The organism is Fibrella aestuarina BUZ 2 (assembly GCF_000331105.1).
Classification (GTDB): domain Bacteria; phylum Bacteroidota; class Bacteroidia; order Cytophagales; family Spirosomataceae; genus Fibrella; species Fibrella aestuarina.
Genome location: NC_020054.1, coordinates 463,889 through 485,359 on the forward strand (window position 1 = coordinate 463,889; position 21,471 = coordinate 485,359).

Consider the following 21,471-nt stretch of genomic DNA (forward strand, 5'->3'; position numbering starts at 1 on the left):
AACGGCTGGAACCGGCTTGTTTATCGCCGGGCGCCGTACTGAATCTGCGTGTAGCCAATCAGTTGGTCGGCACGGGCACCGGGCGGGCGGTGGTACACAAACACCTCGTAGGCGTTTTCGGTCTGCGAGAAATCGCCCTCGATCAGCGTTTCGTTGCCATCGCGCACGATACCCGACCGCGTTACTGGCGGCGCAATGCCCATGACCGAGTAGTTGTAGTTGTAAACACCCTGCTTGAGCCAGATGCGGCCCCGGTAGCCCCCGAGCGTGGGGTCGTAGGCGAGCTGGTTGCGGTCGGTTAACGCCCAGAAGTTGAAGGCCCCGTTGGCGTATACGGTGGCGTTGGGCAATTCGTCCACCAGCAGCGTGAAAACGGTTTCGATGTAATCGGCACTCGTGGCCCCATCGCCCGTTTCGCGGTGGTCGATCACAAACAGGCCGTTGAAGTCGTCGAACTGCGTGTAGGCCACCGTGCTACGGGGTCGGTCGGTTTGCACATAAGCCACTGTTTTATCGGCCAGGCGGTTGATGCGCTCGACGTAATTTGCCCGCGACAACACCGTGCGCGTATCGAAATAGCGGTATTCATTGCCGCCGGGAAAGGTGTTGCGCAGGTCGATGGCGCGGTATTCGAGCGTTTGGTCGAACGCCCGCACGTTGGTTGGGCGCAGGTCGGTCACGGTGCGGTCGTCGCGGTAATTCTGCCGGACAATTACCCGAAAATCATCCTGCGGGGACGTTACCTGACTCTGGTAGGCGCTGTATTGAATCGAGAAATCGACCTGCTGATCGCTGAACTGCTGGCTCACGTCGGTGCTGAACCGAACGCCCGCTGCCACGCCCACCCGTTGGCTATAGAGCCGAAACCGGCGGGTAAACAGCACCTCGTCAGGCCGGTTTTCGTTGAACACCACCAACACGTAATTACCGGGAAGTTTCAGCCGGGGCAGTGTGTAGCGGTAATGGTAGTAAGGAACCTTCGTGCCGATGGAAATCTGGTAATCGACAATCGGGTTGTCGTTGTACTGGTAGGTAAACTCAATGTCGTTCAGCACCGAGCGTTTCCAGTCGGTGTTGCAATGCAGAATTTTCGCCCGGAAGTTGCGGTAACTGGCCGTCAGATCGTCGAACTCGAGTTGCATCGGGGCGGCTTCCTGATCGTCGAGCTTGCCGATGGGTACGTTCAGGCTTTGCGCGGGCAACCCACCCTGCGATGCACCCATTGCGCTACCCACCTGCGGGTAGAGCAGTACCGTCGCAATTTTGGGGTCGTAAATGCGGTCTTCGGTGGCAATGGGCGTCTGCGCAATGCCTTCCCCGACGAAGCCACAGAGCGACCAGCCGACGAACAGCACAGTACAAAGAACCCAACGGGTATGGCTTGATTGTCTCATAAACTTCCCGCACGGGTTGCTTTTAGAAGAAAACGAAGAAAGTCCCAGCGGCTATATCGGCTTGTATGAACGAAAGCAAGAAGACCAACCGCTGGGTTGGTCTTCTCATGACGGTAGTCTACAACAACGGCTAGCCTTTCAGCTTACCTTCCAGCTCTTCGGCTTCGAGCATCGCCTCTTCCCATTGCTGTTGCAACGTACCCAGCTCACTCGTCAGGCGCTGGTAATCGGCCTGCCGGGTTTGCAAAGCGCCGTTGGTGCCGTAGGTTTTGGGGTCGGCCAGTTCGGTTTCGAGTTGTTTCTTTCGAGTCTCCAGCTGCCCAATTTTCGCTTCGGCCTCTTCAGCCTGCTGATTGGCTTTCTTCAGGGCCTGCTGCCACTCTTTGCGCGCATCCAAACCAATAAGGTTTTCGGAAACCTTATTGGTTTTCTCTGATTTCGCCGGAGCGGCGGCCTGTAACTCTTCGGGCGAGCGGTTGGCCATCCATTCCTCGTACTCGTCATACGTACCCGGATACTCCTTGATCTGCTCGTTTTCGATGTACCAGATCTTGTTGGCAATCTGCGACACGAAGTAGCGGTCGTGGGAAACCACCACGTAGGTGCCTTCATACTGCTCCAGGGCCTGAATCAGGATGTTTACCGACTGCATGTCGAGGTGGTTGGTCGGTTCGTCGAGCAGCAGGAAGTTGGCCTGCGAGAGCAGCACCTTTGCCAGCGCCACGCGCGACTTTTCGCCCCCCGACAGCACCTTAATCTTCTTGAACACCTCGTCGTTGGAGAACAGGAAGCAGCCCAACACGCCCCGCAGCTCACCTTCGGTCTTGTTCGGGTTAGCGTGTTTCAGTTCGTCGAGCAGGGTATCGTCGACGTTCAGCGATTCCAGCTGGTGCTGGGCGTAAAAGCTGAACGACACGTTGTGACCCAGCTGCCGACGCCCTTCGTTGACGGGTTCAGAGCCCGAAATGATCCGCAGCAGCGTCGATTTACCCCGACCGTTCGCTCCGATCAGCGCCACCTTATCACCCCGTTCAAGGCGGATGTCGGCCCGGGTCAGGATGCGTTTGTGGCCGTAGGCCTTCGTGATGTCGTCGAGGTGGAGAATATGCCGCCCCGGCTGGGTCGAGAACTGGAATTTGAAGTTCACCCGAGCCGATTCGTCGATCACGTCGTCAATGCGCTCCATACGGGCGAGTTGTTTCACCCGGCTTTGAGCCTGCTTGGCTTTGGTGGCCTGCGCCTTGAACCGCTCGATGAAGCGTTCGGTCTGGCGGATTTTAGCCTGCTGGTTCTCGAAAGCGCCTTTCTGAATCTCGTTGCGCAGGGCTTTCTCTTCCAGGTAGAACGAGTAGTTACCGGCGTAGTAGTTCAGCTTGGCGTTGGCGACTTCCACCGTCACGTCGATCACGTTGTCTAGGAATTCCCGGTCGTGCGATACCACCATAACAGCCCCCTCATAGGTCTGAATATACTTTTCGACCCATTTGATCGAAGGTAAGTCAAGGTGGTTGGTTGGTTCATCGAGCATCAGCAGCGACGGCCGTTGCAAGAGCAGTTTGGCCAGCATGACGCGCATCCGCCAGCCCCCCGAAAACGTGCGGAGCGGCCGTTGCAAGTCGTCGGTGCTGAAGCCCAGCCCTTCCAGAATTTCCTCGGCTTTCGACTGTACCGAATAGCCATCGAGTCCTTCGAATTCTTCCTGCGCCCGGCCCAGCTTATCCACCAGATCGTCGGTGTAGTTGGTCTCCATCTGATGGAGAATCTCGTCGATCTGTTTCTGAAGCGCCAGCTGCCGGGCAAAGGCCTGCATCGCCACCGACAGAATCGAGTCGTCGGTCTGGTAGGAGAGCAGATCCTGGTTCAGAAAGCCGATGGTCACGTCGCCTGCTTTGGAGATGGTGCCGCCATCGGGCTGGTACTCGCCGTCGATGATGCGCAGCAGCGTCGATTTGCCCGTACCGTTCAGCCCGATAAGGCCGATTTTCTGGTTCGGTTTGATGTGCAGCGACGCATTCTCGTAGAGGGCACGACTGCCGAGGTAGTACGATAAGTTCGTAATGGAAATCATAGTGCAAATTTACCGAATTCGCGGCAGGATGCTTGCGCATAACGTTACGAAAACACTATATTTGCAGCCGCTTAGCGTAAAAGCCTCCTTAGCTCAGCTGGTAGAGCGACGCATTCGTAATGCGTAGGTCGCAGGTTCGAATCCCGTAGGAGGCTCATCTTTTGCATCAAGGCTAATTCGCAACAGTCAAGTTTGACTGAAAAACAGCGAGTTAGCCTTTTTGCTTTATTGTACTTGATCGAAATAGATACGGGGAAATAAAGTAAAACCGTCAACCAATCCGTCAACCGCGTCAACTAGGTCTGTATATTTGGCTAAGAGCAAACCAGCCTTAGACCGTGAAAACGCCCCAATTGGCAGACGTCAAATGTCTGCTGAAGGACCCTCGCGCCACGGCGCCGACCCTGATCAGTCTTGTTTACCGCTTCAATAATGGGCGCTTTGTTTATTCGACGGGGCAGTTCGTAGAGCCCTTTCAATGGGACGCTGGGCGCCAGCGCGCTCATACCAATCAGAAGAACCGGTCCGAACGGGCTCAGTACGAAACTGTCAACGCGCATCTGGACCGCCACCGCGCCGCGCTGATCCGGATCGTCACGCGGCTGCAGCTGGCCGGTATTCCTTTCGACAACGCCATACTCAAGCTGCACCTCGACGCCGAGTTGGATAAAGCGGTCAAGTCTACGCCCGTGGTTGAAGCGCCGCCCCTGGCCGAATCGTTCAACGACTACATCGTGCGGTTCGTGGGTGAAGCTGAACGGGGCCGACGACTCAATCACAAAAGCGTACAGTATGCCCGCTACACGCTGGCCGGCTACATGAAGTTGAGCCGCATTCTGACTAAGTACGCCGAGGAGACCGGCCGGGGTATCGACTACGACGATATTACCCTCGACTGGTATCATCACTTTAAGCTCTGGCTCACTGGCCGGGGGCTGACGCTGAACTACGTCGGAACGCTGCTGAAAGACCTCAAAGTCATGCTCAAGCAGGCGCACGCCGACGGCATGCATACGAATACGGCGTATCAGCACAAGCACTTCAAAAAGCTGGTCGAGGAGGTCGACAACGTATATCTCAATGATGCCGAATTAAATACGCTTTATCACTACGATCTGTCGGCCAATCCCCGCCTCGACCGAGTGCGCGATCTGTTTCTGATCGGCTGCTATACGGGTTTACGGTTCTCAGACTTCTCCCAGTTGCGGCCAGAGAACATTACCCACGAAGGCCGCATTTTCACGCGCAAGACGCTCAAAACGTTCGAGAAAGTATCCATTCCCCTAAACCCGAACGTTCTGGCTATTCTTGCCAAATATGAGGGCGTACCGCCGCGAACGATTAGCAACCAGAAGCTCAACGATTACCTCAAAGACCTGTGTGAACTGGTGGGCTTCACCGAGGGCGTAGAGGTCGGCCGCACAAAGGGAGGTAAACGGGAAGTCAGGTATGTACCCAAATACGAGTTAGTGACCTCCCACACAGCCCGGCGCTCGTTCGCTACCAACGCGTACCTGGCTGGTGTCAATCCGGTTATGATCATGAAGGTGACCGGCCACCGCTCGGAATCGGTATTTCTTCGCTACATCAAAGTTTCGTCGGAGCAGAACGCCCTGCTGTTACTTCAGCACCCATACTTTGCCGGTCCAACCAAATGATACAAATTTTAATGGTACAATATTTATTAACCATTAAACTATACAAAGAATCGATAAGGTTAGAGCAAATTATTTATGGCAAGAGGTTTTCAGATATTTACCGTTGAGTCCCGCCTATTCCCGTAAATTTTTGCAATCTTATTTTTATACAATTTGGTCTTTCATCTACTTCCCGTCAATTCCCAACTATTCACGTATTTGTACTATTCCAAGTAGGTATTTTATTAGAAAAATTGTATATTCCTTTGTGCTGGACTTAATCAAAAGCCCTTATGTTCAGCACAATCACCCAGATACAAATTACTCCCGATCAGTTAAAGGAACTGGTACGGGACGCTGTCCGGTCTGAACTGGCAGACTACACGCCCCCCATGCCGGTAGGGGCTGATCTTCCCGAATACCTCACCCGCAAACAGACGGCGCGGGCATTGCAAGTATCACTCAACACGCTAAATGAGTGGAGTAAGGATACTCCTGACCGTAAAGCTATCATCATTCCGCAGAAGGTAGCGACCCGAGTGCGCTACCGACGTGAGGACGTTATTAAGGCGCTCAAGGAAAGCCGTCGCTTTAAAAAGGCCGAACAACCAGAGCAAAAGCCTGCTCTACCGTCAACTCGTCGTGTACGTCCCACCTCAACCGCCAAAGCAGCATGATCGGGATGACTAAAACCGCCTTCTTCAATGATGAGGAGGTTATTCAACTGGGCAAGCTGCTTATAGCCGTTGAGAAAAATGAGCCCATCACAGAGAAACAGAGGCGCTTTGCGGCCATGCTGTTTGTCAAGCTCGATGCGGCTGTGATGGGTCGTCCAAGCCAGGGCATCCGCCCCTCCCTCTCCCCTCTACGACATACAAAAAAGCGCCGGTAGTCCCCACAACCACCAGCGCTCTAAACCTGCGTACCTATGAATACACAAAGCAAAGGTATTGCGTCTTCTGATATTGCCCTACAGATAAACGCTGATGCTGAACGGCTTAAAGAGTCTGCGTATGTCGGCCCCGCTCACGACAAAATAATGAGCGACCTACTTCAGCAGATCGGGCCAGTAAACTTCCGCGAAAAAGCTGGCGTCGGCGATGACGAGGACGCCAAACTGAGCAAGGCACACTACCTAGTCATCATTGTACAGGTAATTCTAGAACTGGCTCGTGTCAATCACTGGAATTTATGTCAGGCCAACGGCGCCTTCTACATCTTCAACGGAGCATTCTATAAAGAAATCAGCCCCAAAGACCTACGCCGCTTTTTGCAGGATGCCGCCGTAAAGATGGGTGCTGACCGCTTCAAGTGCGAGCACTACGAATTCGCCGAGCAGATCTTTAGACAGTTCGAAGTGACGGCCCATTTGCCCGTTCCTCTCTCTAATCGGGAAATCATTAAGATCAACTTACAAAACGGCACTTACACCATCGACCGACACGGCCGGGGCCAGCTCAAAAAGCCCGATCCAGCCGACTTTTTGACCCACCAGTTGCCCTTTGCCTTCGATCCCAACGCTCAGTGTCCACTTTGGCAAAAGCACCTCGATAAGGTGCTGCCCGATGCCAGTATGCAACAGATCCTGGCCGAATACATCGGCTACGTGTTTACCTCTACTAAGCGTATGAAGCTGGAGAAAACGCTGGTTTTATTAGGCGAAGGGGGCAACGGCAAGAGCGTAGTATACGACGTCATTACGGGACTACTGGGCAGCGAAAACATTAGCAGTCATCCGCTCGATGAACTCACCAAAAAGGAAACGTACCGCGCTGAAATCGCCGACAAGCTACTCAACTACTGTTCAGAGATAGCCTCGGACATCAACGTATCTGTATTTAAAGCCATGACCTCGGGTGAGGCGTTAAACGCCCGACGCTTGTACGGCAAGCCCTTCCAGATCGAGGATTACGCCAAGCTGCTAACCAACGCCAACCGGTTACCGATCGTTACCGAGCACTCGCATGCCTGGTTCCGGCGGTTTTTGATTCTGCCTTTCGAGGTGCAGATCAAAGCCCATGAGAAAGATATTCACCTGGCGCGAAAGATCATCACCACCGAACTAGCTGGCGTTTTCAATTGGGCACTGGCAGGCCTAGCCCGGCTCTTAGCCCAGAATGACTTTACCGATTCGGAACAGGTGCGCCAGCAAAACGAACGCTACCGCAACGAAAGCGATACGGTTGGGCTGTTTCTGGCCGAGTACCGCTATGAGCCCTACTCCGAGACCTACGAAGCTTTGCAGCAATTGTATAACCAGTATACCTCATTCTGCCGGGAGGATGGGCACCGCAATTTCGTCACCAAACTCAACTTCCGGCGACGGCTGGAAACGAGAGGGTTCCTGGTGGGGGAGCGCAACATTGGCCGGGTCGTCTTTACCCGCATCCGGGCCCTCGACTAAAAAAATATCTTTTTTTCTGAGCACGTCACTTTTACCACTTTCACCACGATTGCCCAACCTGACAAAGTGGTGAAAGTGGTAAAAGTGAAGCGTCAAACAACAAAAGTTTTTTTGCCATGACAGCCTCCGCCTACCGTTACCGACTGCCCAGGAAAGCCATCAAAGGCACTTGCCCACAGTGCGGCCGACAACGCGCCCTGTCGAGGTACGTTGACAATCAGACGGGCGAAGCCTTACCCGATGAGTTTGGGCGCTGTGATCGGGAAGATCACTGTGGTTATCACCTCTCTCCCTATCACAAAATAGCTGATGGATTGAGTTACGCTGACAGCCAGAACCCGCTCAATCGACTGCCGAAAGAATGGTTTCGGATGGTTGGCAAGTGGAAGCGTTCAGGGATGTTGGCTCAAGGTTGCCAGGATACGCTCGTCCAAATGGAAGGGGCAACGGATGAACAGGCTCAGCAGGTTGTAAAATATGTTTTTTCTCGACCCTCACTTTTACCACTTTCACCACTGCCCTCGATTCATGCGTTGCCCAATGACGTGTTTTGCTCATCAGTCGCAACAAGGCGTTACGGGCAAAATCAATTCTATCTGCTGCTGAGTCGTCAGTTCGGCATGAGCAAGGCTCACGAGCTGATGCAGCGCTTTCAGATAGGTACGTCCTCACGATGGCCCGGGGCCTGCGTCTTCTGGGTGGTCGATCTTGAAAAACGAGCCCGAGGTGGCCAGGTCGTCTTATTCGCAGACGATTGGCACAAAGCCCGTTACACGGACGTGGAAGGTAATGCCCAGCCCTGTATCAGTTCCGTGGGTTATTGCCTGCTTCGTTACTATCAGCAACAGGGACAACCTGTACCCGACTGGCTCACCGATTACCAGAATAATGCGGATCGTTGGCCCGTACCATTTGGCCTATCCCAATTACGAGAAGCATCAGCCGATGCACCAATTGCCATTGTCGAGGCGCCTAAAACGGCCGTTGTGTGCAGTGCCCACTTTCCGGACTTTGTCTGGCTGGCCATCGGCGGCAAGTCTTACTTGAAGCCTGAACGCTTGGAGCCGTTGCGGGGTCGTAAGCTGATCCTATACCCTGACCTCAACGCCTTCTATGATACTGTAGGCCGTGACGGACGAACGATCAAAGGTTGGTCGACGACCGCCGACGAATTACGCGGGCAAGGTTTCCGGGTCGAGGTATCCAGTCTTCTCGAAGAACAGGCTACCGATCAACAGCGCGCTAACGGCTTGGATCTGGCTGATTTCCTGTTAGAGCAGCCGCCAACCTCATCAGGCATATGGCCACCACCGGGCAGCCAACCACAGTACCCGCCCAATCCCTGAAGCAGCCTGTAGAGCAGGGTTCGTCTTGGGAACCCCCAGAAGAGTAGGCAAAAAAATGGTGTTTTATGGGGTTTTTCCCTTTTACCTCTCAATCCGACACCAACTCATTTTTACTTAATCGCTCACAATCAACCTATTAACCACAAACCGCATATACCCATGCAACAACCCCCGAAAGCAACTCAGGAAGAGATTGCCGCTGTCCTGAAGCTGATTATGCCCCAGGCTCCAAAACCTGCCGCCTCCATTCCAGCCGCTGGCAGCGACAGCGACACAGAATTACAAAAGCAAATCAATCACCTTCTAACTCAGATACGGATACGGTAATCCTATGGAACCCATCTTATTGCATTTCAATCAGGCCGACTACGACGCCAAAAAACGTGCACTTAGCAACGTTAGATCAGACGCACAAAAGCTCATCGATCAGATCAATGCCATCAACTCGTACCGGGTCGATGCTGCCGGCCTGCAGGATCTGTTGTACGGCCGCGGGGAACAGGTCGCGGATCGGATCGAGCAGGCCATCAAAGGTGAACTTAGTCGGGCAGGTATTCAGTCCGAAAGCCTCATCAAAGGAGCTATCAAAGGCGATCTCGAGAAGTTCTACGGCATCTTCAAGGCCTACCGCCAACCAGTCGACGAGTCAGGTAGATACCTGCGAATCAATGATGAGGGTACGGTTGTCATTTCTGCCGATGCGGACAGCATCATTCGAGAGGAGTTTTCCCACTATATCCGAACCGAGGCGGGCAGTTCGCTTCGTGAAGCTCACCAAGCGGCCCTCGACGCGCTCAACAAAGTACTGACGTTAAGCCCGCAACTGACGCTGAATGACCTGTTCTTCAAAGGATACCAGGAAACCAGTTTCGGTCTTACCCGGCTGGATTACGACCGATTGAGCAGCAAATAAAAAACGAGATTTCCAGTACAGAATAATAGGCATGTTCCTAGTGTAACTGCCTATTATTCTGTAACTTATAAAGAAAAACTCAGCCTCATCGATGACGAGTTACCAGGTTGTCCGAAATACCTTTTTCGTGAATGCCAATCCCGGTCTGATTACCTACATCCGGTTTGGTATTGCCTGGAATGACCTGACGACCGACCAGGGGCTGACACTGATCAACCAGGTCAAAGGCAGTCCGTTGACTCTGCGCATTCCGGTGATGACGCTGGCTTTAATGCTGTATCAAAACCAACAACCGAACTAGCACTATGACTGCTCAGCAAATCGACACGTTAGCCAGCGATGAGGCCGCAACAGAACAGCGGCAACTTGCTACTTTGCTACAAAATGGCCTCACCATTTCGACTCCGAAACGCTCACTATTGCGATACTTCGGAGCCAAAGAACGTACCTGGCACCTCAAACAACCGTACTTGGGTACGTTGGAATACCTGATCCGGGAAATGAGCCAGCTCGAGGATCTGACTGATCAAGCTGGGGTCATTGATCGTCAGCGTTTGGCCCAGACACCGAAGAACTTTCAACGTTGCGCCCGAATCGTGGCCATAGCGATACTGGATAACTGGTGGGGACTAACCTTTTTAACTCCCTTCATGAGTCGATATCTGGCGAATCGCATAACGCCTGACGAGTTAATTGCACTGGTTGGCATCATCAATCACATGGCTAATTATCCCGCCTTCATTGGGGCCATTGAGTTGATGAAGGTCGCGCCGCGAATCACTCAACCGTCGGTCGCCTAGCTCGCCCTAAAGGAGAGCGAACCTTGATCTATAGGGTCTTCAAATAGAAGCCCATTGTCTCGAAACCCTTACCCTCATCAAAACAACCTACAGGAATGGAAACAGGTGAACCGCTTCACTTTAGCGCACTCATTAATGATACCCAGTGGACTAATACGCTGACTCGCATGGAGCGCCGTATGCTGGGATTTACCAATACCGTTCAGCGGGAAAGTAGTCAGATTGATCAACTATTTTCCCGATTAGGGCAAGCCGCGGCCGGCGCGTTCGCAGTGGCAGGATTGGCCGGGCTACCTCAACAACTCGTCAAAGTGCGGGGCGAATTTCAGCAGTTGGAAATCGCCTTTACAACGATGCTTCGCTCGAAAGAGAAGAGCGATACACTCATCCGTGAGCTATCGAACGAAGCCCTTAAATCCCCCTTCCAGTTATCCGAATTAAGCCAGGGGGCAAAGCAGCTTTTGGCTTACGGCTCGTCGGCGGAAGGTGTCGTGAGTGAGTTGCGAATGATCGGCGATGTGGCATCAGGTGTATCAGCGCCAGTTGGTGACCTGATATACCTCTATGGTACTCTTCGTTCGCAGGGGCGAGCGTACGCCGTCGACCTGAGACAATTTGCGGGACGTGGCATCCCGATCTACGCCGAATTGTCAAAAGTGCTCGGAGTTTCGGTTGAGCAGGTCAATGATCTGGTAAGTGCCGGGAAAGTAGGTTTTCCGCAGGTTGAGCAGGCCTTCAAAAACATGACATCAACCGGCGGCATGTTCGAAGGGCTGATGGCAAAACAGGTTCAGTCGCTTACGGGCCTTGCCTCCAATTTCAAAGATGCATGGGCGCAAATGCTCAACGAAATTGGCAAAGAGACCGAAGGTCCGATAGGGGCCGCCATCCAAGGGGCAACCGAACTCACCACCCATTACAAAGACATTGCCAAGTATCTGGCCGCGTTAGCTGCGGGTTACGGTGCATACAAAGCAGCTGTAGTGATTACTACGACCGTCGAGCGGACCCGTTTGTTTTTGCTTGAGTCGCTCAAATTGGAGCAGGCTTTGGCCGCCGCATCAGGGGAAGTATTGACCGAGCAACAGGGACGGCAGATCGTTGTTAGCAAGTTTCTTGCGCGGGCGCAGGCCCAGCTTAACGCCACCATGCTGGCAAATCCCTACGTCGCTGTAGCAACCGTACTGGCTACGCTGGTAGCGGCCTACTTTGCGTTTCGGGAAGAGGTCATCGAGGTAAAAACAGCCCAGCAACTGTTGGGCGAAGCAACTGCCGACATCAACAAACGAGTTGGGGAGCAGGCCGGGGAGGTAAAGTCACTGACGGGTATACTGAAGAATCAGAACATTGCCGAATCGGAACGACTGAAAGCCTATAACCGATTGCGCGAAATCTCACCTGATATTGTTCGGGGGCTGGACTTTCAGCGGGCCAAAACGGCAGACCTGACCAACGAGGTAAATAATTACATTTCTGCCCTTCGTCAGCAAATCTCCCTCGAGGTGTACAGTGCCAAATACAAAGAGGCATTCACCAAGCAGATCGAGGCGCAGGATAATGTAGATAAAAAGCGGCAAGAGTTTCTTGATAAACAGAAAGCATCCCAAGCGTCCAAGTCCACCGGCCCGATCAATGCCAGTGGCTCAGCAATGGGGTATGATGCCGGGGCGGCCTCTTCTGCTGGGCAGTTACTATTGGCCAGACAGGCGTTTGAATCCGCTGTAGAGGCAAAACAGCAAGCCGATCGGGCGATAGGTGAACTGGATAAGGTGATGGGCTCTGTTTACCAACAGGGAACAAAGCAGGGTTTGGAGGCTCAAAAAAAGAAGCTGGAAATCCAGTTGAGTCAGTTGGGCCAACTCAACAAGCTCAGCAAGGCGTACAAATACACCGAAGATCAGCTAGCAGCCGTCAATAAGCAGCTGGATACGCTCAACAGCAACCCGAAAGCCGATCAGTCGTTTGCCGACCGCTTAGCGAAGGCCAACGACGCCGGTACGTTGCGCCTGGTTGCTTCGTACGCCAAGACCGACAAGCTACGGGACGATCTGATTAAGAAGGTCAAGGAGAAGCGAACAGATGCGGTAGATGGTAGCAAAGAGAAAGCAGCCCTCGAAAAGCTCGAAAGTGACCTCGAAAAACTGACGGCCAAAGGCCGGGCGAAAGCGGGTAAAGCCGCCGCTAAGGAGGCTGAAAAAGAGGGCATATTTGGTAGTGAGCAGTACTACGCCAACATTATTCAGAAGGCCGATGAGCTGATTCGCAAAACGACCGACCCCAAGATTCAGCAGCAACAACAGGCCATCAAGGACAATGCTCAGCGGCAGATCGAACTCATCAAACGGTCGGTCGAGGCTCCTCTAAACAGTATCCCGTTTTTTGAGGCACAAATTGCCGATGCCCAGAAAGCATTAGAGAAATTACCTGTGGGTGCCGATCCGGCCCTTATCAAGTCATACCAGTCCGTTGTTACCGAATCCCAAAAGCAGCTTGACGAGTTGCGGAAGCGCAATGCCGTTAAAACGTTCGGGGAAGAACTGGAAGAAAAGCAGCGCCAGTACGTGCTGTACGAAAGCTGGGTAGCCGCCTATGGACAAGAGGCGGCCGATAAGCAGTTTGCTAATCTCAAAGTGTCAGGTACGTCGTATCTGGACTACCTCGACAAACAAATTGCCGCCCTGGAGTCGAAGCGGGGCGGAGGTGTTTTGTCGGAACAGGACGCTCAGAATTTGACCGAGCTCATCGGCCAGAAAAAAGGGTTGACGGGCGGAAAGTCGGCCATTGAAGCGTTTACCGACCAGTTGCAGCGGGCAAAGGCAGAAGCCGGTAGTCTGACCCAGTACCTGAAGTACCTCGAAGCCCAGCAAGCCAAACTCGACCCGAAGGATACCTCAGCGCTTACGACAGACAAACGGGTCGTTATTCAAAAAGAGAAGGTCGAAACGACGAGCCAGCGGTTTGGCAACTTGCAGGAGTTTCTAAAGAGCGTCGTCGATAGCGAAGAACAGCGGCAGGCTATTGAGAACCATTATGCCGACCTCCGCGCGCAGGCCGACGAGTTCTACATCTACAAAGAGAGCAAAGCCTACAAGGACTTTATTGCCAACCTGGAGAAAGCCCGCAAAGAAGAATTGAAAGGCGTCAAAGATGCTACCGTTGAGGGATCCGATGAGTTCAAGGCATTCACCAAAACGATCACGTCTGAAGGGCGCAAAGCGTTGAAAGAACGGCTTAAACAGGCCGACGATGAATTAAACTACAAAAAGAAACTATACGGAGAGGATTCGGAAGAGTATCGCAAAGCGGTCTTATCGAAACGGCAGGCCGAACGCGACTTAGCCACTGATCGGCTGCAATACTATCAGGAATTTGCGCAGTTTTTCGGGGAACTAGGCGGTATGCTTAGCGGCCTAACGGGTGAGCTTGGCGAAATGGGCCGGTTGTTGTCAGGGGTATCGGCCGGGGCAGGCAAGCTGGTCAGTTCCTTCAAACCAGGCATCACTGGGCAGGAGCGGCTCAACATTGGCCTATCGGCAGGGCTCGATCTGATCAATATCATTACCTCGTCATCAGCGCAGCGGCAGCAGGCGGAATCCGATTTTATGCGCAACCAGATTGCCTTGCAGCAGCAATATAATCTGGCACTGAATGAGCAGATCGGCATTCAATCGAGCACGGACAGTAACGTGTTCATCAAGGATAAGGAGAAGGCACTACGGGGTGGTATTGAGCAACTGGGCAAGGCTAATACCGACTACCTGAAGTCAATAGCCTTGCTGAGTCAGGGTAGGGCCAAAAACGGTCAGTCCGATAAAACCGACTGGGGGGCGGTTGGTAGTGGCGCTGTTGCCGGAGCGACTATTGGTTCCGTGATCCCCGGCGTCGGTACAGTTATCGGGGCGGTCGGCGGGGCCATTGTGGGCGGGCTGATTGGCTTGTTCGGCGGCGAAAAGCGGACGGATGACTACATCGGGCTGCTGGAGAAATATCCGGGTCTCATCAAGCAGGGCGCTAACGGCCAGGCAGAAATCAACAAAGAACTTGCTCAGAGCCTGCTGGCGAGCAACCAGCTTGATGAGGCGACCCAGCAACTTGTACAAAACACGCTCGATTGGCAGGGTCAAATTGAAAAAGCTAAAGAGCAGATCAACGGCGCCGTAGCTGATCTAGCCGGGGGGCTGGGTGACTCGTTACGGGATGCTTTGGTAAGTGCATTTAGCGACGGCACGGATGCCGCTGAGCGTTTTGGTGAATCGGTATCAGACACGCTTGAAAACGTCTTGAGCCAAATCATTTTCAACTCGGTCTTCAAAAGCCAGTTCGATGAACTACAGAAACAACTGGTTGCCTCGTTTGATGTAGGGGGCGATAACAATGTGATTGACGACCTGGGAAACTTTTACCAGAAGTACAATTATCTGGTAACCGACTTCTCCAAGGCCCTATCTGATGCCCAGCTTGAAGCTGATAAGTTCGGGTTGGATATTTTCAGTAGTAAAGACAAAAAAAGCCAAAAGGCGGGCGTGGACAAAGGCTTATCCGGTGCGATCAAGGGCGTGACCGAGGAGACAGCATCGGTGCTGGCTGGGCAGCTCAACGCCATTCGGATCACCCAGGCTGATAACGCCGTCACGATGCGTAGTCAACTGGTGATGCTCACCAACATTTCCAATAACTCCAACTACCTGAGTTACCTGCGCACCATCGACCGGACGCTGGAGGAAATGAAGGCTAATGCCAAAGCCGATCCGCTGCGGGCGAAAGGAGGTTGATTTAGTCATACAATATTGACTTTGTGTATATTGCCCGCACGAACTAAATCAACTGTTTTATGCGTCTATTTCTACTTGCAGCGCTACTGCTTGCAACGTGTCAAATCCATGCACAAGATGCCAAAAAAGAAGCCCAAGAGGTGAAAACCAAAATGGATATTTTCACCTCGAAGACAGGGATCATCACAAAGTTTGTTGACTATAAATTGCCTCCAATCAAAACCTCTTTTGGAGCTTCATCTGAAACGAGAATAAGAAAGGTAAGCAGCGGTACCATTCCGCCTGTCTATTTTTATCAGATCGAAAAAGAGAGCAAGTATACCACGTCCGTTGCGTCGATTGAATACGCAGACTTACTTGAAGTCATAAAGGCTATAGCCTCCTTGAAAAGCGAAGTTGACAAAGACGTGGCAAGTAAATCTGACTACCTAGAGAATAAATTTACCACGGTCGATGGCTTCCAAGTTGGGTACTACGTAGGTGCTGATGGTGCTCCTAAATGGTACCTTAAGTTATCTAGATATGGTAGCGACCAAACACTTTTCGTAGACGGGCTCAGTACGATTGAAACAGCTTTCGATGGCGCTAAGGCGAAAATTGACAGTGTCAAGGGTAAGTAGCGGCGTTTTACGACCTCGATCATAAACGTCGAGGTCGTTTTTTAGTGGTGAAAGTGGTAAAAGTGACGTGCTCAGAAAAAAAGATATTTTTCAGTAGGTAAGATCAGTGGTTTGAATTGCCCTTTGATTTGCACGACAACGTATTATATTTGTCTTACAACGAAGTAAAACAGCATCATGGCAAAGGAGGCAAAGCTGAGCAAAACGTATAGGCTCCCCAAAGATACAATTAGCCAAATTGAAGACCTTGAAACGGTTTTTAATGAGAGCGGGGCTGAGGTGGTGGCCAGGGCTATTCAATTTCTCAGCGATGAACGTAATTTGGCTATAGAGCACGAACGCGAGAAGCTGAACGCCAAGAAAGCCAGTTAATATATAAGGCGTAGCCTGACAAGCAGCCCAACAAACGCAAGACGATTAATTACAACTGTCTTGCATTTGTTGGGCTGCTTGTTTATATTCGTTTGTTGGTTCTGGCGAAAGATGCCATATAGTCCCCTAATCGGGGTGCCTGGTTGACACGGTGGAATGGGGCCAACAATAAGAAAACCCCGCACTGGGATAGCTTGGCGGCGATCAGTGCGGGGTCTTTGAAACCTTTAAAGCCATATTATCTATGACTCCGGGACAAAAATACGGTGGTAAGGCATCGTATGCAAAAAAACAGGGTAAACGGTCAAAAAGAAGCCCCAAAAGACCAAATCAGTCCGTTTTGTACTCTGTCAGTCAGGCGCCAAAGGCTGAGGCTGACACTACCGCTGCAATAAATCAGACCGGGCAAGTGCCGTTTGAGGCTGGACTAGAAAACACTGCCAAGAATCAAGAGACATACAACTACCCTCCACCGGCAGAAGGTAATGTAGCTTTCTGCTACCGGTTGGATTCGATGAGCCCAATAATGGAAGGGCCAGCATCTGTTTTTCAGGTCCTCGACGAGTCGATGAGTCCGCGCTACCCGAAGGGGTGCTACCTCTTCTGTAGCCCCGTCTTTGAGTACAGCCGGTTACGTGCTGGAACTGCGTTTCTATTCATGATCACCGAGAACCGATTTCGTGAGGTGGTAGCCGTAGATGACAAGGCGCTAACGCTTCGCGTCCGGCAGCCAGCCGAAGCAGAGTCTGAACGCATCTTTAAAGTGGACGTTCAGGCTATCTACGCTGTAGAATGGGTTTCTACCGCTGAGCCCAATGAATAGGCCGATCAAACTACGGGCGTGGGATGCTGCCAACAGGACGCTCACGCCCGTTACCAGCATAGAGCAGCTGGTAAACCCTCAGCTAGTTATTTCCCAATTCACCGGCATTTACGATGCCCGGGGCGTGGAGGTTTGGGAAGGTGACATTATTCGCTGGATGCATGTCGACAAGGTAGAGCAGTGGGCTGGGGTATATCACTACCTCGTCTGTTATCGATCAGGCTGCTTTGGCACCACCGATCATGAGGGGGTCGAGTTTACCCCCTTTTCTACCCGTGAGGGGCCGTTAGCTGATCTGGTGGTTGGCAACGTATACCTGACTCCCAATCAACTGACTCAAAATGCCGAATGGGAAGGAGTAGCCCTACCGCTGGACTACCTGATTAACGCCAACTAGCGGATGATTCAATAAGCATCTTTTCGTCAACCAATCCGTCAACTGACTAATAACCCCTCCATAACTATCTGATTATTAATACTAGTTCAAGTCCCGTAGGAGGCTCACAGCCCGGTCGACATGGCCGGGCTTTTTTTGTGCGTTTCAGATAAGGCTGGGTACGTTGCTGGCATCGGCGGGAACGTACCCAGCCTCTACCGGTTGTCATTCTGTCTTTCGGAAACACCAACAGACCCTGTTGAATGAGGAGATGCCATAGCCTGTAGGACTGAGCCTTGTAGCGGGCATGAACTACGCCCCCAAAGTAGAAAGCTAGGGGTAAGGACGTACTGACCTCATCCGAGCTGTATGCCAAGGCTAATCTACCTCGTCTGCTGACCGAGCTTACAAGAATATGATCGTTGTTCTCCTTGTGCTTATTCGTCTGCTCGAAGAGGTCGCAGTATGAGTATTTCAAAAGGAGGGTTTAAGAGAAAAACAGAGTTTACAGCTATTTATTAGGGCGCTGTTCGTTCTCTCAAAACCGTTAATTAGCGCCTAATTACATGATACTTTCCTGTACGGCCTGATAGACTGTCCGAACAGTAGGTTGGAAGCCGAGACGACGAGCCAACGTACTATCGCTAAGCAAGTACCAAGGATTTACTAACGGCTCAGAGGAGGAGTCTACTGGCTCATTAACCAGCTGGGCTAATTCATAAATCGACGTGGGGGCTTCATCGGCAATATTAACGATGCGCTTGTCCATCGAACCCAATAAGGCCAGCTTCATTGCCGTTGCGATGTCGCGGTGGTGGATGGTACTCATCCGCATGGCCGGGTGCCAGTTGCCGGCTTTCGCATACTTCGGTAACGCTTCCAGATGCCCATCCCCGTCGCCATACACAAAGGGAAACCGCAGCACTACCCAATTCAGACCACTTGCCCGCAGTTCCTGCTCAGCCGCCACTTTGCTAGCTGGGTAGGCCTGGTGGGGAGCTACCGGGTCATCTTCGCGACCAGGGTGTGGATTATCTGCGTTGTAAACGTTGGTCGTACTGGCCAGAATGAATCGGGCGCCAGGCGAATGCGCTTTTACTGTATTGATCAGGTTGCGCGTCCCTTCCAGATTGCTCTTCCAAATCAGATCCGTGTCTTGCGTGCGAAATACCGCTGCCAGGTGGATAACGACTGACACATCCTTAACGGCTTCGGTGAGCGATGTAGCATTGAATAGGTCACCCTCTACAGCCGACACACCGGTTGGAACACGCTTTCCAGGGCGCACCAGCGCGCGGCAGTCCATACCCGCATCGACAAGACGCCGGAGCAGGCGCTCCCCGACAAGGCCGGTTACTCCAGTTACCAATAGTTTACCTACTTCTCTGTTCATGTCCTGTATAATTTATACGATGAACAAAGTTCGGAAGCGGGCTATTAACAAAGCCGGACGAAAGCCGACATGGTCAGGACAAATCTTGGAAAAACCCGGCGACCGTTTTGCCGGTTACTTTTTTAAACAAGCGGGAAAAGTAGTCCGGGTCATTGAACCCCAGCTCAAAAGCTAATTCCTTGACCGAAGAGGGTTCTCCGCAATACAGGCGACGTCTGGCTTCTAGGATAAGTCGGTCGGTAATAAATTCTTTTGGTGAGCGTCCCGAGTACTGTTTCACTAACTGATATAAGCTGTCAGTGCTTAGGGCCAGTTCCTGGGCTATGTCCTTAATGGTCGGGTGATCGGTCAGGTTGTTTTCGACAAACACTTTGAAGCCGATATATTTGGTCAGCCGGCTATCGGCTGGCTTGCAGTCCCCTGCAAAATAAGCACTATTAATTTCCGTCAGTAGGCTGTTCAAATGAGCCAGTATAAGGTCAGGGTCCGTATCTGAAACGGTTAGTAACCCCTGAAGTAGGTCAAAAATTGCTTGAAGCCTACGAGCGGCAGCGGGTAAAAAACGTATTTTTTGCTGATTGAGCGGATTAAGTAGGAATGGGTATTGCTTGGGCAATCGGGAAAGGCATTCTTCATCAAAGCCCAGTTTATAATAATCATTTCCGTGTAGGTTACCCGTCAATTGGTGAATTTGGTGAGGCAAGAGGAAAAGTAGTTCATGCCTGCCTATCTCGAACGTCTCCCCATCAGCGTTCTGCTGAGTAGAGCCATCCTGAATAAACAGGAAGAAGTAGTAGGGTAAACGGTGAATAGAGCCATAGGTATCTATGGCTTGTGGAGACAAGTGGCCAAAATTTGGGGAAACGATCCGAATGGGCAATTGGTTATGTTGGCTGTAGTGCTCAGGGAACGAATGGATATAGCGCATATCTATTGAGTAGTTAACAGTACTAGAGCAACAGTATACTTCTTGCCTTGGAAAGGTAAATATGGGCAGACTAACTAGGCTAGTGCCCTGTTAACCGCTGTCTATACATGTAAGTGCTCGTGTAACGCCCCCTTTAAAGTGCGTATGATGAGACACCGGTTTTAATCATGGCCCAACTCTGTACGTAGCACACGATCAGGCCATTATGAGTTCGGGTAGTGAGAATTTAAGGCTGGATCAGCGCTCATAAAACGATTCAATCTCCTAACTAACAAGGATAAAATTTAGTTGGACGGTTCAGCTACCCACGGCCAGGTAAGCCACTTTTTACGATGTGACTGACAATAAATTCTGCGTCTTCCTTAATCCCCAATATGATTGCCGATTGCCGTTTTCTCAACCAAGGGAGTCCAATAAAATAAAGTCCCTCGACGGCGCCAATCCCATTTCGATGCTTGGGGAACCGCTCCTCATTGAGCACAGGCAGGGGCAGGTAGCTGAAATCACCCCTAAACCCGGTCGTCCAAATGATGGAGGTGATCGTCTCCTGGACAAGATTCAGTTGCGTCAAATCAGACGCGCAGGCGGCTTCTTCGTCCGGCACATCATCCAGATCAATGTCGGCAAGCGGAGCCAACACCTTATTTTTTTGAATGTACTCGTCGATGCGCTGTTTCACCTGCTGAGAAAATTCGTCAGCGTACCTGACGTTAGCGGACGAATTGGGCTGAAAAAAAATTGTGTCGGCGTCGGCTCTGTCCGCCCGACCCAGTATAATGGCTCCACTTCTGGCCAGAGACTGTAAGCTAGAGGTTTTCCCCCGCTGCCCGGCTCCCGACACCTGCGGGTTTTTGACCGTTAACAAAGACGGGTCAGTGACCTCCTCAGTAAGCGTATTGTAAAACCCAATCGTAACAAGCCAGTCAAAAATATCTTTACCCCGGTAGCGTCTTGGTATCCGACCAACCCGGGCCGTCGACAGAAAAACGTGTCGCCCCGAACGCAGCAAATCCTGGGCGATCTGAGTTCCGGATTGGCCACTCCCTACCACCAACACATTTCCAGCGGGGAGTTGATGGGCATTTTTGTATTGACTGGCGTGTAGTTGCACCACCGGCTGGGCTAAGTGATTGGCCCAGTCAGGGACCCAAATCCTATTTTGACTACCCGAGGCGATCACTAGCCGTCGGCTGAGATAGGCTGTGTCTTTGCCCTGCTCCGAGACGGTAACCCGAAAGACACCTCGTTGCTGGTCGGTATGTACGGACACGACCGGACAGTATTCTTTAACTGGCAGATTTTCTTGGTGGGCGTAGGATTCCAGCGCCAGCGCAAATTCAGTTGCCCCAGCAAAGGCATCGGGGTCGTCAAAATAGGTGGCCTGTTGGGGAAGCAGATTTAATCTGTTAGCCGAGTTCATCTTAAAGGAATCCCACCGCTGGGAACGCCAGGTTTCCCCGATTTGTCCCTTCTCAAAGACCAGATGGGAAACACCCTGTTTGGCTAAATAATAGCTGACGCTAATGCCAGCATGCCCCGCGCCAACCACAATGACGTCCAGTATCGGCTTACTCATAGGTAAATCGAGTCAACGTTAACAGGTCTGTCTACTAGACAGTTATCTG

At 51.9% G+C, this 21,471-nt stretch carries 19 protein-coding genes and 1 tRNA gene; 15 read left to right on the plus strand and 5 right to left on the minus strand.

Annotated features, from left to right (window positions below; all coding sequences use genetic code 11):
* Positions 1 to 20 precede the first annotated feature (20 nt).
* Together FAES_RS01770 and FAES_RS01775 are read right to left on the minus strand one after the other, a co-directional pair.
* On the minus strand, positions 21 to 1,394 hold the full coding sequence (locus tag FAES_RS01770) for a type IX secretion system plug protein (protein WP_015329467.1): 1,374 nt from the start codon (positions 1,392 to 1,394) through the stop codon (positions 21 to 23).
* Positions 1,395 to 1,524: 130 nt separating this feature from the next.
* On the minus strand, positions 1,525 to 3,462 hold the full coding sequence (locus FAES_RS01775; protein ID WP_015329468.1) for an ABC-F family ATP-binding cassette domain-containing protein: 1,938 nt from the start codon (positions 3,460 to 3,462) through the stop codon (positions 1,525 to 1,527).
* Between the two features lie 82 nt (positions 3,463 to 3,544).
* Between FAES_RS01775 and FAES_RS01780 the strand changes: the two genes are divergently transcribed.
* From FAES_RS01780 to FAES_RS01845, 15 genes are all read left to right on the plus strand, one after another.
* Positions 3,545 to 3,617, plus strand: a tRNA-Thr gene (locus FAES_RS01780).
* 183 nt (positions 3,618 to 3,800) lie between these two features.
* Positions 3,801 to 5,120: a site-specific integrase gene (locus FAES_RS01785; RefSeq protein WP_041257370.1), complete on the plus strand. Its 1,320-nt coding sequence runs from the start codon at positions 3,801 to 3,803 to the stop codon at positions 5,118 to 5,120.
* Positions 5,121 to 5,392: 272 nt separating this feature from the next.
* Positions 5,393 to 5,776, plus strand: coding sequence for a helix-turn-helix domain-containing protein (locus FAES_RS28810; RefSeq protein ID WP_015329470.1), 384 nt, complete (start codon positions 5,393 to 5,395; stop codon positions 5,774 to 5,776).
* A complete protein-coding gene (locus FAES_RS01795) occupies positions 5,773 to 5,991 on the plus strand; it encodes a hypothetical protein (protein ID WP_015329471.1) in 219 nt (72 codons plus the stop codon). Before FAES_RS28810 ends, FAES_RS01795 begins: the two co-directional genes overlap by 4 nt.
* A 147-nt stretch (positions 5,992 to 6,138) precedes the next feature.
* Complete coding sequence (locus FAES_RS01800; RefSeq protein ID WP_051054009.1) at positions 6,139 to 7,503, plus strand: DNA primase family protein; 1,365 nt, start codon at positions 6,139 to 6,141, stop codon at positions 7,501 to 7,503.
* A gap of 116 nt (positions 7,504 to 7,619) precedes the next feature.
* The gene (locus FAES_RS01805; protein ID WP_015329473.1) at positions 7,620 to 8,849 is read left to right on the plus strand and encodes a DUF6371 domain-containing protein; all 1,230 of its coding nucleotides are present in this window, start codon (positions 7,620 to 7,622) and stop codon (positions 8,847 to 8,849) included.
* A gap of 159 nt (positions 8,850 to 9,008) precedes the next feature.
* On the plus strand, positions 9,009 to 9,176 hold the full coding sequence (locus FAES_RS30270; RefSeq protein WP_158408743.1) for a hypothetical protein: 168 nt from the start codon (positions 9,009 to 9,011) through the stop codon (positions 9,174 to 9,176).
* A gap of 4 nt (positions 9,177 to 9,180) precedes the next feature.
* Positions 9,181 to 9,762, plus strand: a complete 582-nt coding sequence (locus FAES_RS01810; RefSeq protein ID WP_015329474.1) for a hypothetical protein — start codon at positions 9,181 to 9,183, stop codon at positions 9,760 to 9,762.
* Positions 9,763 to 9,853: 91 nt separating this feature from the next.
* Entirely contained in the window at positions 9,854 to 10,063 is a 210-nt protein-coding gene (locus FAES_RS01815) for a hypothetical protein (protein WP_015329475.1), read from the plus strand.
* A gap of 4 nt (positions 10,064 to 10,067) precedes the next feature.
* A complete protein-coding gene (locus tag FAES_RS01820; protein ID WP_015329476.1) occupies positions 10,068 to 10,562 on the plus strand; it encodes a hypothetical protein in 495 nt (164 codons plus the stop codon).
* A 95-nt stretch (positions 10,563 to 10,657) separates the two neighbouring features.
* Positions 10,658 to 15,334, plus strand: a complete 4,677-nt coding sequence (locus FAES_RS01825) for a tape measure protein (protein WP_041257372.1) — start codon at positions 10,658 to 10,660, stop codon at positions 15,332 to 15,334.
* 59 nt (positions 15,335 to 15,393) lie between these two features.
* On the plus strand, positions 15,394 to 15,954 hold the full coding sequence (locus FAES_RS01830; protein ID WP_041257374.1) for a hypothetical protein: 561 nt from the start codon (positions 15,394 to 15,396) through the stop codon (positions 15,952 to 15,954).
* Between the two features lie 177 nt (positions 15,955 to 16,131).
* Positions 16,132 to 16,326, plus strand: coding sequence for a hypothetical protein (locus FAES_RS01835; RefSeq protein WP_041257375.1), 195 nt, complete (start codon positions 16,132 to 16,134; stop codon positions 16,324 to 16,326).
* 244 nt (positions 16,327 to 16,570) lie between these two features.
* Positions 16,571 to 17,149 (plus strand): hypothetical protein, encoded by a 579-nt coding sequence (locus FAES_RS01840; RefSeq protein ID WP_041257376.1) that lies wholly within the window; start codon positions 16,571 to 16,573, stop codon positions 17,147 to 17,149.
* Entirely contained in the window at positions 17,142 to 17,546 is a 405-nt protein-coding gene (locus FAES_RS01845; RefSeq protein WP_015329478.1) for a YopX family protein, read from the plus strand. The genes FAES_RS01840 and FAES_RS01845 overlap by 8 nt, the downstream gene beginning before the upstream one ends.
* A 541-nt stretch (positions 17,547 to 18,087) precedes the next feature.
* On the opposite strand, the gene FAES_RS01850 is transcribed toward FAES_RS01845, so the two are convergent.
* From FAES_RS01850 to FAES_RS01860, 3 genes are all read right to left on the minus strand, one after another.
* Positions 18,088 to 18,894, minus strand: a complete 807-nt coding sequence (locus FAES_RS01850; protein WP_229364405.1) for an NAD-dependent epimerase/dehydratase family protein — start codon at positions 18,892 to 18,894, stop codon at positions 18,088 to 18,090.
* A gap of 97 nt (positions 18,895 to 18,991) precedes the next feature.
* Positions 18,992 to 19,846: an AraC family transcriptional regulator gene (locus tag FAES_RS01855; protein WP_015329481.1), complete on the minus strand. Its 855-nt coding sequence runs from the start codon at positions 19,844 to 19,846 to the stop codon at positions 18,992 to 18,994.
* Positions 19,847 to 20,147: 301 nt separating this feature from the next.
* Positions 20,148 to 21,422, minus strand: a complete 1,275-nt coding sequence (locus tag FAES_RS01860; protein WP_015329482.1) for a flavin-containing monooxygenase — start codon at positions 21,420 to 21,422, stop codon at positions 20,148 to 20,150.
* Positions 21,423 to 21,471: the final 49 nt, after the last annotated feature.